At 73.7% G+C, this 15,148-nt stretch carries 14 protein-coding genes; 6 read left to right on the top strand and 8 right to left on the bottom strand.

Translation table 11 applies throughout. The features are described from left to right. Window positions 1-8 precede the first annotated feature (8 nt). The gene (locus tag BMW85_RS18585) at window positions 9-581 is read right to left on the bottom strand and encodes an RNA polymerase sigma factor (protein WP_091082696.1); all 573 of its coding nucleotides are present in this window, start codon (window positions 579-581) and stop codon (window positions 9-11) included. Window positions 582-769: 188 nt separating this feature from the next. On the opposite strand from BMW85_RS18585, the gene BMW85_RS18590 reads away from it, so the two are divergent. Genes BMW85_RS18590 through BMW85_RS18600 form a run of 3 tightly spaced genes read left to right on the top strand, consistent with a single transcriptional unit; the run spans window position 770 to window position 6,022 of the window. Next, window positions 770-1,480, top strand: a complete 711-nt coding sequence (locus tag BMW85_RS18590; protein WP_091082697.1) for a Crp/Fnr family transcriptional regulator — start codon at window positions 770-772, stop codon at window positions 1,478-1,480. A 22-nt stretch (window positions 1,481-1,502) separates the two neighbouring features. Next, complete coding sequence (locus BMW85_RS18595) at window positions 1,503-2,822, top strand: oxygenase MpaB family protein (RefSeq protein ID WP_091082699.1); 1,320 nt, start codon at window positions 1,503-1,505, stop codon at window positions 2,820-2,822. Then, the gene (locus tag BMW85_RS18600) at window positions 2,819-6,022 is read left to right on the top strand and encodes an ATP-binding protein (RefSeq protein WP_091082700.1); all 3,204 of its coding nucleotides are present in this window, start codon (window positions 2,819-2,821) and stop codon (window positions 6,020-6,022) included. Before BMW85_RS18595 ends, BMW85_RS18600 begins: the two co-directional genes overlap by 4 nt. Before the next feature lie 8 nt (window positions 6,023-6,030). On the opposite strand, the gene BMW85_RS18605 is transcribed toward BMW85_RS18600, so the two are convergent. Beyond that, a complete protein-coding gene (locus BMW85_RS18605; protein WP_091082702.1) occupies window positions 6,031-6,450 on the bottom strand; it encodes a hypothetical protein in 420 nt (139 codons plus the stop codon). Between the two features lie 98 nt (window positions 6,451-6,548). After that, window positions 6,549-7,715 carry an alpha-hydroxy acid oxidase gene (locus tag BMW85_RS18610; RefSeq protein WP_091082703.1) on the bottom strand — a complete coding sequence of 389 codons (1,167 nt, stop codon included), beginning with the start codon at window positions 7,713-7,715 and terminating at the stop codon, window positions 6,549-6,551. 291 nt (window positions 7,716-8,006) lie between these two features. Between BMW85_RS18610 and BMW85_RS18615 the strand changes: the two genes are divergently transcribed. Beyond that, window positions 8,007-8,648 carry an HD domain-containing protein gene (locus BMW85_RS18615; protein WP_091082705.1) on the top strand — a complete coding sequence of 214 codons (642 nt, stop codon included), beginning with the start codon at window positions 8,007-8,009 and terminating at the stop codon, window positions 8,646-8,648. Between the two features lie 18 nt (window positions 8,649-8,666). Here the strand turns inward: BMW85_RS18615 and BMW85_RS18620 are convergent, their stop codons facing one another. The 4 genes from BMW85_RS18620 to BMW85_RS18635 all read right to left on the bottom strand — a co-directional run bounded on the left by BMW85_RS18620 (window position 8,667) and on the right by BMW85_RS18635 (window position 11,280). Then, window positions 8,667-8,939, bottom strand: a complete 273-nt coding sequence (locus BMW85_RS18620; protein ID WP_091082706.1) for a DUF4031 domain-containing protein — start codon at window positions 8,937-8,939, stop codon at window positions 8,667-8,669. Then, window positions 8,936-9,709: an HAD family hydrolase gene (locus tag BMW85_RS18625; RefSeq protein ID WP_177240738.1), complete on the bottom strand. Its 774-nt coding sequence runs from the start codon at window positions 9,707-9,709 to the stop codon at window positions 8,936-8,938. The genes BMW85_RS18620 and BMW85_RS18625 overlap by 4 nt, the downstream gene beginning before the upstream one ends. Before the next feature lie 18 nt (window positions 9,710-9,727). Beyond that, the gene (locus BMW85_RS18630; protein ID WP_091082707.1) at window positions 9,728-10,906 is read right to left on the bottom strand and encodes a cytochrome P450; all 1,179 of its coding nucleotides are present in this window, start codon (window positions 10,904-10,906) and stop codon (window positions 9,728-9,730) included. Window positions 10,907-11,040: 134 nt separating this feature from the next. Beyond that, window positions 11,041-11,280, bottom strand: a complete 240-nt coding sequence (locus tag BMW85_RS18635; RefSeq protein ID WP_143082328.1) for a hypothetical protein — start codon at window positions 11,278-11,280, stop codon at window positions 11,041-11,043. Between the two features lie 205 nt (window positions 11,281-11,485). Between BMW85_RS18635 and BMW85_RS18640 the strand changes: the two genes are divergently transcribed. Together BMW85_RS18640 and BMW85_RS18645 are read left to right on the top strand one after the other, a co-directional pair. After that, the gene (locus tag BMW85_RS18640; protein ID WP_091082711.1) at window positions 11,486-12,724 is read left to right on the top strand and encodes a hypothetical protein; all 1,239 of its coding nucleotides are present in this window, start codon (window positions 11,486-11,488) and stop codon (window positions 12,722-12,724) included. A gap of 24 nt (window positions 12,725-12,748) precedes the next feature. Then, a complete protein-coding gene (locus BMW85_RS18645; RefSeq protein WP_091082713.1) occupies window positions 12,749-13,450 on the top strand; it encodes a DUF2786 domain-containing protein in 702 nt (233 codons plus the stop codon). A gap of 13 nt (window positions 13,451-13,463) precedes the next feature. Here the strand turns inward: BMW85_RS18645 and pgm are convergent, their stop codons facing one another. Then, window positions 13,464-15,098, bottom strand: coding sequence for a phosphoglucomutase (alpha-D-glucose-1,6-bisphosphate-dependent) (gene pgm / locus BMW85_RS18650; RefSeq protein ID WP_091082716.1), 1,635 nt, complete (start codon window positions 15,096-15,098; stop codon window positions 13,464-13,466). Window positions 15,099-15,148 lie beyond the last annotated feature (50 nt).

Raw genomic sequence — 15,148 nt, forward strand, 5'->3', positions numbered from 1 at the left:
CGGATGGATCAATCGAGGAAGTCCCTGGTGATCTCGCGGGCCTGGAGCATCCCGCGCAGCTTCGCGAAACAGCGGGCACGGGTGGGCCCGATGCTCCCGACCGGCCTGCCCAGCCTGCGCGCCACGTCCACGTAATGCGGCTCGGAGGTCTCCGTGAGCGCCCTGAACAGCACCCGCTGCGCGTCCGGCAGCCCCTCGACCAGCTCTTCGAGGGTCCCGGCGAGCCAGATCCTGGCCAGTTCCCTGTCGACGTCGTCGGTGCTGCCGAGCGTGTCGAGGTCGGGGGTGCAGATCTCGCGCGTCCTCTTCGTCAGCTTGAGGCACTCGCGGAAGGCGATCGTGGCCAGCCAGCCGGCCATGCGCTGGCCGTCGGCGACGCTCTTCAGGTTCTGCCAGGCCAGCAGCCAGGTGGTCTGCAGCACGTCCTGGGCGTCCTCGTGGCCGAGCCTGAACCGGCGGATGCGCGCCTTGAGCATCGGGGTGAACTCCTCGACCAGCCGCTCCCAGGCGTCGGCGTCGCCCTGCTGCGCGGCGGTCACCAGAGCGCCCGTGTCGAGGCGGTCGACGGTCTCCAACTGCATGTTCCACTCCTCGCCGGTACGGCTACTCGGGGGGCCACTTCCGACCGGCCCTCCAACGGTCCGCCGGACGATCCGCGACGTCTGTCGCGTCCGTGACAGTACGGATGTGTTCCTCGTCACATTCGAGACGTGGAAGAGATCGCTTACCGGTTACTGCCGGGCCGCCGATTGCGGCCTAGAGTTCTGGCATGAACGGGTTCAGCGGGCCCCCGCAGGACGGTCAGCAGCTCGCCGCCGCGCTGGCGGAGATCCCGTTGTTCCGCGTACTCGGAGAGGACGGCGTCAGGAGCGCGCTGCGGGCCGGACTGGCCCGCCGCTACCGGTCGGGCCAGATCATCTTCCACCAGGGGGACCCGGGGGAGTCCCTCTACGCGATGCTGGACGGCCTGGTCAAGGTGGTGTTCACCACCGAGCACGGCGACGAGATCGTGCTCAACATGCTGAGCAGGGGCGACACCTTCGGCGAGATGGCGCTGCTCGACGGCTCGCCGCGCTCGGCGTCGATCGTCACCGTGCGCCCCTCGTGGGTGTTCGCGCTGCCCAGGGCGCGGCTGCTGGAGCTGATGCGCGAGCATCCCGCGCTGGCGGACGAGTTCCTGCACCTGCTGGGGCACCTCGTGCGCCGGCTCACCGGGCAGGCGGCCGACCTGGCCTTCCTCGACCTCGGCGGCCGGCTGGCCAAGCTCCTGCTGGAGCTCGCCGGCAAGCACGGCAGGGCGGACGCCGTGGTGGACCTGCCCGGCCTGACGCAGTCGGACCTGGCCGCGCTCATCGGCGCGACCCGGCCGGCGGTCAACCGGGCGCTGCAGTCGCTCGTGTCACGGGGGCTCATCGCCATCGAGGGCCGCACGATCACGCTGCTGGACGTCGCCGCACTGCGCAGGCGGGGCGGCCTCTGACCGAATCTGGAGTACGGGGACAATGAACCGACACGAGGATGCCCACGAGCGCTGGCCGGAGGAGAGGTTCCGGCACCTGAGGCAGATGGCCGACCCCGAGATGGACGAGGTCGTCGCCCGCCACCTCAAGGAGCGCGACGACGGCCTCGGCCCGCTGGACCTGGTGAAGGCCGTGGTCAAGGAGCTGGGGGAGGCCAAGAAGGAGGCCAGGGAGCCCTCGGGACGGCCGCCCGCCTCCGAGATCTTCGACGCCCTCGACTTCGCCGCCGACCTGCCCGAATGGGGCCGCGACGCCGAGCTGCTGGCCAAGGGCCAGGCGGTGTTCGCCGACTACGGGCTCTACCAGTCGGCCGCGCTGTTCTGCAAGTGCCTGCCGATGGCGTACGTCGAGGTCTCCAGCGCCCGCGTGCTGGCCGGGGTCTCGCAGCTCGCCACGCACGGCCTCACCCGCCGCGTCGCCGAGACCGGGCAGATGCTGGTGGACGTCATGGGGCTCAAGGCCACGAACAGCCTGCTGCCCGGCGGCCCCGGCCACACGACGGCGTTCGGGCTGCGCATCCTGCACTCGTTCGTACGCGCCCTGGTCGACGAGCGCTACGGTGACCACTGGGACACCGAGCGGTTCGGCCCGCCGGTCAACCAGGAGCTGCTGCTGGCCACCCTGTTCGACTTCACCGTCGTCACCTGGGAGGCGCTGGAGGCGATGGGCGTCACGCTGACCGACGAGCAGCGCGAGGCCCACCTCTACACGTGGAGCGTCTTCGGCCACCTCATGGGCGTGGAGGCGTGCCGCGACCGGCCGCTCACCCTCGACGACGTCACCCCGGTGAGCGAGCGCATGGGCCGCCTGTACGAGTCCAGCCCCGAGGGCCGGCTGCTCATGTCCATGCTGCTGGCCGAGATGGAGGAGTTCATGCACCTCGGCTGGCGCAAGCTGCCGCGCAGCCTGGTGCACTGGGTCTTCCGCGACGCCCGTCACGGCGCCGACCGGGTGCCCGAGCTGCTGGAGGTGCCGCCGCCCGCGTGGTGGTTCACCGCGCTGTTCGCCCTGGCCAAGGCGGCGCACCGGCGGCCGTGGCTGGGCCGCGCGGTCGACGGCGTGGTGCGCGGGCTGGTGCGCAGGGTGGGCCGGCATCTCGTGGTCGCCCTGGTCGACCGCCACTCCGACGGCCAGGCCGCCTTCCGTATCCCGCCCGAGCTGGCCGGCGCCTGGCGGATCAGGCAGTCGAAGGCCGCGGTCAAATCACGTGAGATCCGGCGCATCGTCCGCAAGAATGTCCGCAAGAGTGTGCGCAAGACCGAACGAGCGCCCGCGCAGGGGCGAAAGGGGCTGCGCGCGTGAGCGTCCCGCACGAACCAGGCACCCTCACCACGGCGACGATCCTGTTCACCGACGTGGTGAGCTCGACCGCGCTGCGGATCAGGCTGGGCGAGGAACGCGCCAACGACGTCTTCCGCCGCCTGCGCCAGCTCCTCCGCTCGGTGGCGCAGGCCAACGGCGCCACCTTCACCAAGAGCCTCGGCGACGGGCTCATGGCCGTCTTCGGGTCGGCGACCGCCGGCCTCGACGCGATCATCGCCGTCGAGCAGGCGGTCGCCGACGAGAACGAGCGCGCCCTGGAGAAGATCTCCATCAAGGCGGCGCTCGCCGCGGGCGACGTCTGCTGGGGCCACGACGACGTGTCCGGGCTGCCCACGGTGGAGGCGGCCCGGCTGGTCGCGATCGCCGAAGGCGGGCAGGTGCTCTGCACCGACCTGGTGCGGCGCCTGGCCCAGGGCCGCAGCCGGCACGAGTTCAAGGACCTCGGCCGGATGTCCGGCAAGGGCCTGCGCGAGCCGATGCACACCTACGAGCTGCACTGGCAGAACGCCGACCACCACCAGAGCGGCGCGCTGCCGACCTGGCTGGCCGGCGAGCGGGAGCTGACCTTCGTCGGCCGCGGCGAGGAGCTGCGGGCGCTGGAGTCCGAGCTCGCGGCGGCCGAGTTCGGCAGCGGGCTGGTGATCCTGCAGGGCGAGCCGGGGGTGGGCAAGACCCGGCTCGCGTCGATGGCGGCCAGGCAGGCGCTCAAACGGCAGTTCACCGTGCTGGCCGGGCGGTGCACCGATCCGGCGCGGCAGGCGTACGAGCCGATCGCCGGAGCCGTCGAGCGGCTGGCCCGCACCTCGCCCGCGCTGCTGCTGCGGGCCGGGATCGACCAGCAGTGCGGCCAGCTCGTCCGGCTGGCGCCGTCGCTCGCCGCGCCGCCGCTGTCGCTGGAGGTGCCGCCCGCCACCGAGCCGGTCTCCGAGCGCTACCACCTGATGGCCGCCGCGCGCACCCTCATCGAGCGGCTCACCACCGTGCGCCCGGTGCTGCTCGTCATCGACGACCTGCAGTGGGCGACGCTGGAGTCGCTGCAGATGCTCAACGCCCTCATGTACGACGCCGACGCCATGCCGCTGCTCATCCTGGCCACCTCCCGGCCGGCGCCGGTCGAGACGGCCATGCCCGAGCTGCTCAAGCTGACCGCCGACGGCCACGTGCTGCAGGTCGCCTCGTTCGGCCTGGAGGAGGTCGCCGACGTGCTGGCCGAGGTGCGCCCCGGCGCCGACGCCGAGCTGCTGCACCGCGTCACCGGCGGCAACGCCTTCCTCGTCAGCGAGATGGCCCGCGAGCTGACCGCGGGCAAGGAGCTCGACGCGCTCGGCGTGCCCGACTCCGTCACCCGCATGGTGCGGGCCCGCCTGGCGCAGCTCCACACCGACGCCCGCGACCTGGTCAGCGTGCTGGCCGTGGGCGAGCGCATGGAGTCGGCCGAGCTGCGCGCCGCCCTCGGCCTGGACGAGGCCCGCTTCGTCGCCGCGGCCGAGGCGGCGCTGGGCGCGGGCCTGGTCGCCATGTCCGCGCGCGGCGCGTGCAGCTTCCCGCACGAGCTGACCAGGAACGCCCTCTACGCCACGCTCTCGCCGCCGCGGGCCGGGCTGCTGCACGGCAAGGTCGCCGACGCGCTGTGCCAGGCCGACCCGCGCGCCATGGAGACGCGCCCGTACGTCGTGGCGCGGCACCTGATGACCGCCGCCGAGCACGGCCGCGACCCGGCCCGGGTGAGCGCGGCGGCAGAGGCCGGGGTCCTCGCCGCCGGGCACGCGCTGAAGGGCCTCGCCCACCGCGAGGCCGTCACCTGGTACCGCCGGGTGCTCGACCTGCTCGACGACACCCCCGGCACGCCCCCGGAGCGCCGCGCCGAGCTGCTGGTCGACTGCGGGCGGGCGATGTGGCTGGCCGGGCACCCGGAGGCGAGGGCCACCCTCGGCCAGGCCGCCGACCTCGCGCTGGAGAGCGGCCGCGGCGACCTCGTCGTCACCGCCGCGCTCGGCGGCGTCGCCTTCTCCGGCATCAACGCCGCCCTCGACCGGCAGCGCATCGCGCTGCTGGAGGAGGCGCGCAGGCAGGTCGACTCGACCGACGTCAGCACCCGCGCGCTGCTGGCCGCCAACCTGGCCGCCGAGCTGATCTGGGCCCCCGACGGGGAGCGGCGCTTCGCGCTCAGCGACGAGGCGGTGGCGCTGGCCCGCAAGTCGGGCGACCCGCGCACCCTCGCGCTGGTGCTGGGCCTGCGCAGCCTCACCATCATCCCGGCCGACCCGCTGCACCAGCGCCACCGCGACGGCGACGAGATGCTGGAGGCGGCCCGCCGCACCGGCGACGACCTCGCGCTGTTCCACGCCTACGTCCAGCGCACCCCGCCGGTCCTCGACAGCGGCGACGCCGCCCGCGCCGCCACCCTGCTCGACCGGGCCGACGAGCTGGCCCACCGGCTGGCGCAGCCGCACCTGCACTGGCTGGTCGGCTACTCCCGGGCCGGGCTGACCCTCATGCAGGGCGACCTGGCGCAGGCCGAGTCCGAGGCCGAGGCGGCGCTGCGGCTCGGCTCGCAGATCGGCCGCCGCCTGGAGGCCGTGGCCATCTACTCCGAGCAGATCGCCGAGATCCGGCGGCTCCAGGGCCGGCTGTGGGAGCTGCGCGACCGGCTGCGCCGCGCCGCGCAGGCGCCCCGCGCGGACCCCGTGCACGCGGTGCTGCGCTACCTGAGCGAGCTGGACGACGAGGAGGCCGGCCCGCTGCTGGAGCGCATCCTCGCCGACGGGGGCGCGGTCCCGCCACGCAACATGGCGCACCGCCCCGCGCTCGACAACCTGACCGTGGCCGCCGGCCGGCTCGGCCGTCCCGACCTGGCCGCGCGGCTCCACGACGCGCTGGCCGGCGAGGGCGACACGTTCGGGCACTCGACGGTGGCCCACCACTGCGGCCACCACTACCTGGCCCACCTGTGCGTCATCATGGGCGAGCCTCGGCGCGCGGCCGAGCACTTCGAGGCCGCCGCCGAGGTGCACGAGCGGCGTGAGGTGCCCCTCATGCTCGCCGAGTCGCTGCTGGACTGGGCCGACCTGCTGGACGGCGGCCAGGTGAGCGGGCCCAAACCGGCCGACCTGCGCCGGTGGTGCTCCTCCTTGCTGGCCGGCCGGGGCGCGCTGCTCCTGGACCGCCGTCTTCGCTGACTCCGCCGTCACTCCTTCACCAGGATCTTGCTGAGCACCACGAAGCCGCCGAGCGCCCCCGCGGTGCCGGCGGCGGTCATGGTGGTGAGGTTGACCACGAGGTCATAGGTGCCGGGGGCGAGCTGGCCGCGCATCGGGATCGAGGCGGTATATCGGCCCGATCCCGGGGTGAACGTCAACTCCACGGGAGGCGAAGGATGTCGGCTCTCGCCACCGCCCAATAAGTCGGCGATGATCTCCAGCTGCCATCGGCCCTGCAACCAGTCGATGAGCTCACCGGACACCTCCCAGCTCACGTCCACGGTCCATCCCTCGCCGCGCCTGACGACGGTCGTGGGCTGCGCGCCCGGATCGACAACCTGGCCGTGAAGGGCGCCGGCCAGCTGCTCGGCCGGCACTTTCATCACTTGGAACTCTCCGGTTGCCATCTGCTCTCCTCTCCGGGTGAGGACCAGGTCCCCGTGTGAAGGAGCAGAGCGGCGGCACCGCCGCCCAGATACGCGTGCTTTTCCGGCCGCCGCGGCGGTCAGGGCCGTAGGCGCACCAGATCGCGGTCCAGGCTCTCGACGCCGGCGGCGCCGAGCAGTTGCAGGGTCCGTACGAGCTCGGCGCGCAGCAGGTCGAGCACCCTGGTCACGCCGGGCTCGCCGCCCGCCATCAGGCCGTACAGGTAGGCCCGGCCGACGAAGCAGGCCCGCGCGCCCAGGGCCACCGCCGCCGCCACGTCCGCGCCGCTGCGCACCCCGCCGTCCAGGAACACCTCGGTACGGCCGCCGACGGCGTCCACCACCTCCGGCAGCAGCTCCAGCGGGGTGGGGGCACGGTCGAGCTGCCGGCCGCCGTGGTTGGACACCACCAGCCCGTCCACGCCCACGGCCGCGAGGTCCTTGGCGTCGTCCACCCGCTGCACGCCCTTGACCAGCAGCGGGCCCTGCCACGCCGACCGAATCCACTCCAGGTCGGCGATCGTCACGGACGGGTCGAACATCAGGTTCGTGATGCCCGCCAGGTCGCCGGGGGCGCCGTCCACCGTCGCGAACCGCAGCGGCTCGCTGGTCAGGAAGTCGAACCACCACGCGGGGTGGCCCAGCGCCCGCAGCGCGCTGCGCCAGCGCAGGGACGGCGGCACCGTCAGGCCGTGCCGGACGTCGCGCAGCCGCGACCCGGCGACCGGCACGTCCACGGTGACGACCAGCACGTCCATGCCCGCCTCGCGGGCCACGGCCAGCATGTCCAGGGTGCGGGCGCGGTCGCGTACGACGTAGAGCTGGAACCAGTTCCAGCCGCCGGGGGCCGCCGCCGTCACCGCAGGAGCCGGGGTGGTGCCCATGGTGGACAGCGTGTACGGGACCCCGGCCCGCTCCGCCGCCCTCGCCACCGCGCGCTCGCCTGCCCGGTGCATCATCCGGGTGAACCCGGTCGGGCCGAGCACCACCGGCATCGCGATCCTGCGGCCCAGGATCTCCACCGACGTCGGCGCCTCGGCCACGTCCCGCAGCACCCTCGGCCGGAACTCCACCCGGTGGAACGCCTCCACCGACCTGGCCATCGACCATTCGCCCTCGGCGGCGCCGTCCACGTAGTCGAAGACCATGCGCGGGGCGCGCCTCCTGGCCAGCTCCCGAAGATCGCCGACGTCCGCCGCCGCGGCCACCCGGCCGGCCCGGGAGAGGCGGGGACGCCCGGGCAGCACCTCCCGCAGCTCCCGCCACCGCAGCAGCCGCCGCCGCTCCTCCGCGCTCCCGTCGATGCTCCCGACGCTACCAAAACCCCAGACACCGCCCTATACCTCCCAGAGGGACCTTGGCCGTCTACGGGCACACCCCTGCGCCTCCCGGAGGGGCCTTGGCTGTCTGCGGTCACCACCTGCGCCTCCCTGAGGGACCTCGGTCGTACAGGCACCCCTTGCGCCTCCCTAGGGACCTCGGCCGTCTGGGAGCACCCCTGCGCCTCCCTAAGGACCTCGGCCGTTTACGGTGGGGGCGTGATCGATCACCGTAGTGACGGCGGGCTCGCGGCGGCGTGGGCGCGGCTCGCCGGGGCGTCGCCCGCCGCCCTCGCCACCGGCGCCGAGCTGATCGCCCGCTGGTCCGAGCCGCACCGCCACTACCACGACCGCGCCCACCTGGCCGCCGTGCTCGCCGCCGTGGACGACCTGGCCGGTGACGCCGCCGACCCGGACGCGGTCCGCCTGGCCGCCTGGTTCCACGACGCCGTCTATGACGGTCACCCCGGCAGGGACGAGGAACGCAGCGCCCAGCTCGCCCAGTCCAGGCTCCCGCGCTGCGGCGTCCCCCCGGCCGTGGTCGCCGAGGTGGCGAGGCTGGTCCGGCTGACCGCCGCCCACGACACCCTCACCGCCGGCGACGCGAACGGCGCCGTGCTGTGCGACGCCGACCTCGCCGTCCTGGGCGGCCCGACCGGCGGGTACGCCGCCTACGCCGCCGCCGTCCGCCGTGAGTACGCCCACGTCCCCGACGACCTGTTCAGGCCGGCCCGCGCCGACGTCCTGCGCCGCCTGCTCGCCGCCCCCGCCCTCTACCGGACCGCCCGCGGCCGGGCGTCGTGGGAGGAACGGGCCCGCGCGAACATGACCGCCGAGCTCGCCGAGCTCACGGCCGCCTGACCGCCGCCGGTCGGGCGCTCACCGCGGGAGGTGCCGCTTGCGGCGGCGCAGCCCCGCGGCGACCAGCCGGCGCAGCAGCTCCCGCGAGCTGACCGCCTCGGCCCCCAGCGACACCGCCCGCGTGTGCACGGTCTCGGGCACGTCGTAGTGATCGCGGTCGAACGCCCGCTCCGGCACCCCCAGCAGCGCGGCGAAGTCGTGCAGCTCGTCCAGCGTGTGATCGCTGACCAGGTGCGACCACATGAGCCCGCGCGGCCCCGGCCAGTGGGGCGGATCGATGAGAACGGTCACGGGGACAAGGGTAGGACCCGCCCGCGCACCTCGACCTCCCCGAGGTCGGCGACGACGGCCCCGGCCCCGGCGGCGCGCAGTTCGTCCGCCTGCCCGCTCTCGCGTACGACCCCGACGACCAGCCCGAACGCCCCCTTCCCCGCCGCCTCCACGCCCGCGAGCGCGGCGTCCACCACCGCGACGCGGGCCGGCGGCAGCTCCAGGCGGCGCGCCGCCTCCAGGAACAGGGCGGGATCGGGCGGGCCGGGGAGGCCCAGCTCGGCGGCGTCCGCGCCGTCGACGATCACGTCGAACAGGTGGGACAGGCCGGCCGCCCGCACCAGCCGTCGTCCGTGCAGGCTCGCCGACACGGCCGCCGTCCTGGCGCCGCGCCGCCGCAGCTCGTGCAGCAGCGCCACGGAGGAGGGGAACGCGGCCACGCCGTACTCGTCCACCTGGGCGAGGAACGTCCGGTCCTTGGCCAGCCCCAGCCCGTGCACGGTGGGGGCGCCCGGCTCGTCGTCCGGCGTGCCCTCGGGCAGCGTGATGCCGCGCGCGGCGAGGAACGTACGGATCCCGTCGAGGCGGGGCCGCCCGTCCAGATGGCGCAGGTAGTCCTCACGGATGTCGAACGGCGTCGAGCGGCCGCGCAGGAAGGCGTCGAAGACGTGCTTCCAGGCGGCCGCGTGCCCCCGGGCCGTGTCGGTGACCGCGCCGTCGGTCCCGAAGGCGACGGCGCCGGCCCGGGTCAGATCGATGACGGGCGCGTCAACAGCAGCAGGCTCGCTCACATGGCGAACGTAGCCCGTCTACCAGGTTACGGGTAGCGTCTTGAGCCCGTAGACGATGGCGAGCTCCCTGAACGTCACCCCGCCCGCGACCCGGAGCGACGGGAAGCGGCGCAGCAGGGCGGGGAAGGCGATGCGCATCTCCATCTGCGCGAGCGGCGCGCCGATGCAGCGGTGGATGCCGTGGCCGAAGGCCGTGTGGGAGCCGTCGCGGCCGGGCCGGATCTCGTCGGCGTCCGCGCCGAACGCCTGCGGGTCGCGGTTGGCGCCGATGAGCGAGCACAGCACCATCTCGCCCTTCTTGATCGGTACGCCGTGCAGCTCCAGGTCGTCGCGGGCGAAGCGCGGGAAGGCCACCTGCACCACGGACATGTAGCGCAGCAGCTCCTCGACGACGTCGTTGACGTAGCCGTCGACCTCGCGCACCTTCGCGGCCTCTTCCGGGTGCTCCAGCAGCCAGAGCGTGCCGAGGGCGAGCATGCTGGTGCTGGTGTCGTGGCCGCCGGTCAGCAGGCCGTCGGCCATGCTGGCGAGCGTGCGGTCGTCGAGCTCGTCGCCGTGCTCGCGCAGGAGCTGGCCGAGCAGGCCGTCGCCGGGGTCGAGCCGTTCCCTGGCGACCAGCTCGACGAGGTACGTCATCGCGTCGTTGATCGCCTGCAGCGACGCCTCGGGCCCGGCGGTGAAGTCGAAGCGGTCCTTGCTGATCTTGACGAAGTCGGCCCGCTCCTCGTACGGGACGCCCAGCAGCTCGCACACCACCAGCGACGGGATCGGCAGCGCGAACTCCTCGAACAGGTCGACCGGCATGCCCTCGGCGCCCTTGGCCTCGATGCGGTCGAGCGCCTCCTCGACCATGGCCTCGATGCGCGGCTCCATCCTGCGCAGCCGCCGGACGGTGAACTCGGGGGTCAGGAACTTGCGCAGCCGCGTGTGCTCGGGCGGGTCGCGGAAGCCCAGCCCGCCGGGGTCCTCCTGGTTGGAGCCGAGACCGATGACGCCCGCGAAGTCGTTGCTGAACCGTTCGTGGTCGCCGAGCACCGTGCGGACGTCCTCCCAGCGGGTGACGAGGTACACGGTCTGGTCGCCCGGGATCTGCATCGGAAAGACCGGATGCTCGTTCCTGATGCGGCCGAGCTCGCCCACGGGGTCGAAGCCGTCGCGCATGAACTGGACGAGCGGGAACTCATTGTCTGCCATCATGTCCGTCCTGCTGGGATATAGCGCACCATCCAGGGATAAATCCCTCGATAGATGGTCCCACCTGGAGAGCCTGCCGGGCCCCTCCGAAAGGACGAATTTACCCCTCACCCCACCGAGTGACCTCGGCGGCTTCGCTATCGGCCGGCCGCCACGGCGTGGAGCGGCGGCTCGGGCAGGGGCGCCTCGGCGGTCAGCGACGGGGGCGCCGGCTTGGGCCGGCGCGGTTCGCGTACGCCGCCCTGGCCGCCCGCCGGGTCGTCGGGCGGAAGGCCGTCGTCGGCCGCGGGCCCGTGCGGCTCGCCCGGCCCGTGGCCGTCCCGGGGGGCCAGGGCACCGCCGGAGAACACGCGCCGTCGCCGTGATCGTCTGCTCACAGCCCCATTGTGCTTCCGCGTCCGTACGAGCGGACGGGTGTGCATGGGGGTGTCACCGTCAGGGCAGGCCGGGGCAGGGATGTTGACCCTGTGAAAGCGGGGCAAACTGGGACGGCAGACGGTGTTCGGCGTACAGATTTGGCGACATTCTGCGATGATCTCGTCGCATAGAGCCGGAGTTAACGCCCCCCACGGATAGTGACTGATGCCGACATTTGAGGAAATCACCGCCTTCATCACCGAGAAACCGGTCGCCACCGCGGTCATCACCCTGCTCAGCCTCCTCGGGCTGGCGCTCGCGTTCCTGGTCATCAGGGTCGCCTGGAGAGCCCTCGCCTGGCTGTTCGCCAGATACGTCGCCCCCCGTCCCATCGAGGACGTGCTGACCATCGTGGCCGCCTCCATCGCCACCGGCGTGTCGGCACAGGGCATGTGGCGCTTCTCCGGCGACGTGCTCGGGCTGGACGGGCCGCTGCGGTTACTCCTGTTCGCCTTCATCGAGGTCGCCATCATCACCTCGGCCGTACGCGCCCGCCGCAACATGCGCGAGAACTTCTCCGCCGGCATCGACGGCATCGCCGTGTGGGCGCTGACCTGCCTGACCGCCGTCCTGTCGTCCATGGACGCGCGCAGCCTGCCCGAGGCCGTCTTCCGGCTCGCCGCGCCGCTGGTCGCCGCCTGGCTGTGGGAGCGCGGCATGGCCATCGAACGCCACCGCATCCGCGGCACCGGCCGCATCAACTGGCGGCTCACCCCCGAGCGGCTGCTCGTCCGGCTCGGCCTGGCCGAGGTCAGCGACCGCACTGCCAGCGAGGTGGACGCCCACCGCAGGCTCACCCGCGTCGCCCTGGCCGCGAAGAAGGCCAAGGCGCTGCGCGAGACCGGCGCCTCCGAGCGCAAGATGCGGGCCGCCCTCGCCCGGCTCGACAAGGCCATGGACCAGGCCGTCGAGCACACCGGCCTGGCCGTCGACCCGGCCCGCCAGGAGGCCCTGCTCGCCCAGATCGCCGCGCTCTACAACACCACCGCCCTCATCGACGCCGACCCGCGCGTGCCGTGGGAGCACGACGCCGAACGGCACCCGGTGCCCGCCCGCCCGGCGCTGCCGCCCGCGCTGGCAGAGCTGGTGGACGACGAGGACGAGGACGTCGAGGTGCTCGACACCACCCCGCAGGTGCTGTCCACCGCCGAGCGCGCCGCCCGGCAGCGGGCCGCCCGCGACTACTGGGACCGGCAGATCGCCAAGGGCATCGTGCCGCGCACCGTCGACATCGCCCAGGAGATCGGCATCTCGCTGGCCACCGCGCGCGAGTATCGTGCCCTGTGGAAGCTGGAGCCGCAGGCACACGCCCTCATCGAGGCGCTGTACCAGCAGCACGGCATCGTGGACACGGGCGCCTTCCCCGCCCTCGGGGCCGACGGGCGGGTGCTCGCCAAGCACTGAGCGGCGGCACCCGGGGGGCGGCACTTGCGCGATCAGCGCACACTCGAACGCGTCAGGAAGCTTCTGGCCAAGGCCGAGCGCACCGACAACGAGCACGAGCGTGCCACGTTCATGGCGGCGGCCTCGGCGCTCATGGCCAAGCACGGCATCGACACGCTGCCGCCGGCTGCCGGTGACCGCGAGACGCCCGGCGACCGCGTCGTCACCCTGCCCGCCCCCTGGGCGCGGGAGAAGGCCCGGCTCGTCAGTCTGGTCGCCCAGGCGGTGCGCTGCCGCCCGCTGCTCATCGGGCACGGCGACGGCGGCCACCGCGTGCACGTCTTCGGCTTCGCCGCCGACCTGGAGCGCGCCGACCTGCTGGCGACGTCCCTGCTGCTGCAGATGGCCTCGGGGCTGGCCCGCGTCCGGCCGCCGGGTGACGCCGTCTCGCCGCGCGCCTACCGGCGCTCCTGGCTGCTCGGCTTCACCGACGAGGTCTACCGGCTGCTGTGCGCGGCCGAGGCGGACGCCGAGGCCGGCGCGGCGGCGGCCGGCACGGGGACGGCGCTCGTCCTCGCCGACCGCCGCGCCGAGGTGGAGCGCGCCGTGGCCGCGCACTACCCGCGCGTCAGGATGAGCGTCCCGCGCACCAGCGGCACCGGCTACCGCGACGGCGTGGCCGCCGCCCGCCACGCCGACCTCGGCCGCACCGGCATGGCGTCGCCCGTGGCCCGCGAGCTGACCTGACCCTGGGGCGCGGTCAGCCGGCCAGCGCGGCGGAGACCAGCGAACGGGCCTCCTCCTGGACCTTCGCCAGGTGCTCCGGGCCGCGGAAGGACTCGGCGTAGATCTTGTAGACGTCCTCGGTGCCGGACGGCCGGGCGGCGAACCAGGCGTGCTCGGTCGCGACCTTGACCCCGCCGAGCGCCGCGCCGTTGCCGGGCGCCGACGTCTGCACGGCGGTGATCTCCTCACCGGCCAGCGACGACGCCGTCACCTGCGCGGCCGACAGCCTGCCGAGCACCGCCTTCTCCTCGCGGGTGGCGGGGGCGTCCACCCGCGCGTACGCCGGCTCGCCGAACCTCCCCACCAGGTCGGCGTAGTGGGCGCTCGGCGACCTGCCGGTGACCGCCAGGATCTCGGAGGCGAGCAGCGCGAGGATGATGCCGTCCTTGTCGGTGGACCACGCCGAGCCGTCCCTGCGCAGGAACGACGCCCCCGCGCTCTCCTCGCCGCCGAAGCCGAGCGAGCCGTCCAGCAGCCCCGGCACGAACCACTTGAAGCCCACCGGCACCTCGTACAGCCGCCGCCCCAGTGACTCGGCGACGCGGTCGATGATGCCGCTGCTCACCATGGTCTTGCCGACCCCGGCGGCGGTCGGCCAGCCGTCGCGGTGGGCGTAGAGGTAGGAGATGGCGACCGCGAGGTAGTGGTTGGGGTTCATCAGGCCGCCGTCGGGGGTGACGATGCCGTGGCGGTCGGCGTCGGCGTCGTTGCCGGTGGCGATGTCGTAGCGGTCGCGGCCGGCGATCAGGGAGGCCATCGCGTACGGCGACGAGCAGTCCATCCGGATCTTGCCGTCCCAGTCGAGCGTCATGAACCGCCACGTCGGGTCCACCAGCGGGTTGACCACGGTCAGGTCGAGCCGGTGCCGCTCGGCGATCTCCCCCCAGTAGGCCACGCTCGCCCCGCCCAGCGGGTCGGCACCGATGCGCACCCCGGCCGCCCTGATCGCGTCGAGGTCGAGCACGGAGGGCAGGTCGTCCACGTACGTGCCGAGGAAGTCGTAACGCCCGGCCCGCTCCAGAGCGCGGGTGTAGGGCACCCGCCTGACCTCCTTCAGCCCGTCGGCCAGCAACTGGTTGGCGCGGTCCTGGATCCAGCCGGTGGCGTCGGTGCCGGCGGGGCCGCCGTTCGGCGGGTTGTACTTGAAGCCGCCGTCGGCCGGCGGGTTGTGCGACGGCGTGACCACGACCCCGTCGGCGAGCCCGGAGCGGCGCCCCCGGTTGTGGCGCAGGATGGCGTGCGAGATCGCGGGCGTCGGCGTGTAGCCGTCGCGGGTGTCGATGAGCACGTCGACGTCGTTGGCCGCGAACACCTCCAGCGCCGACACCCGCGCGGGCTCCGACAGCGCGTGCGTGTCGATGCCCAGGAACAGCGGCCCGTCGGTGCCCTGCTCGCGCCGGTATTCGCAGATGGCCTGGCTGGTGGCCAGGATGTGCCCCTCGTTGAAGGCCGCGCCGAACGCCGACCCCCGGTGCCCCGAGGTGCCGAACGCGACCCGCTGCCCCGCCTCGGCGGGATCGGGGCGCAGGGCGTAGTAGGACGTCACCAGCCGGGGGACGTCGACCAGGTCGGCGGGCTGAGCGGGCTGTCCGGCGCGTTCGTGGGTCATGCAGGCCACTTTACAAACGGGGCCCGGCGCGGCGGGTGACCGCGTCGGGG

It is taken from the genome of Nonomuraea wenchangensis (assembly GCF_900111685.1).
Lineage (GTDB): Bacteria > Actinomycetota > Actinomycetes > Streptosporangiales > Streptosporangiaceae > Nonomuraea > Nonomuraea wenchangensis.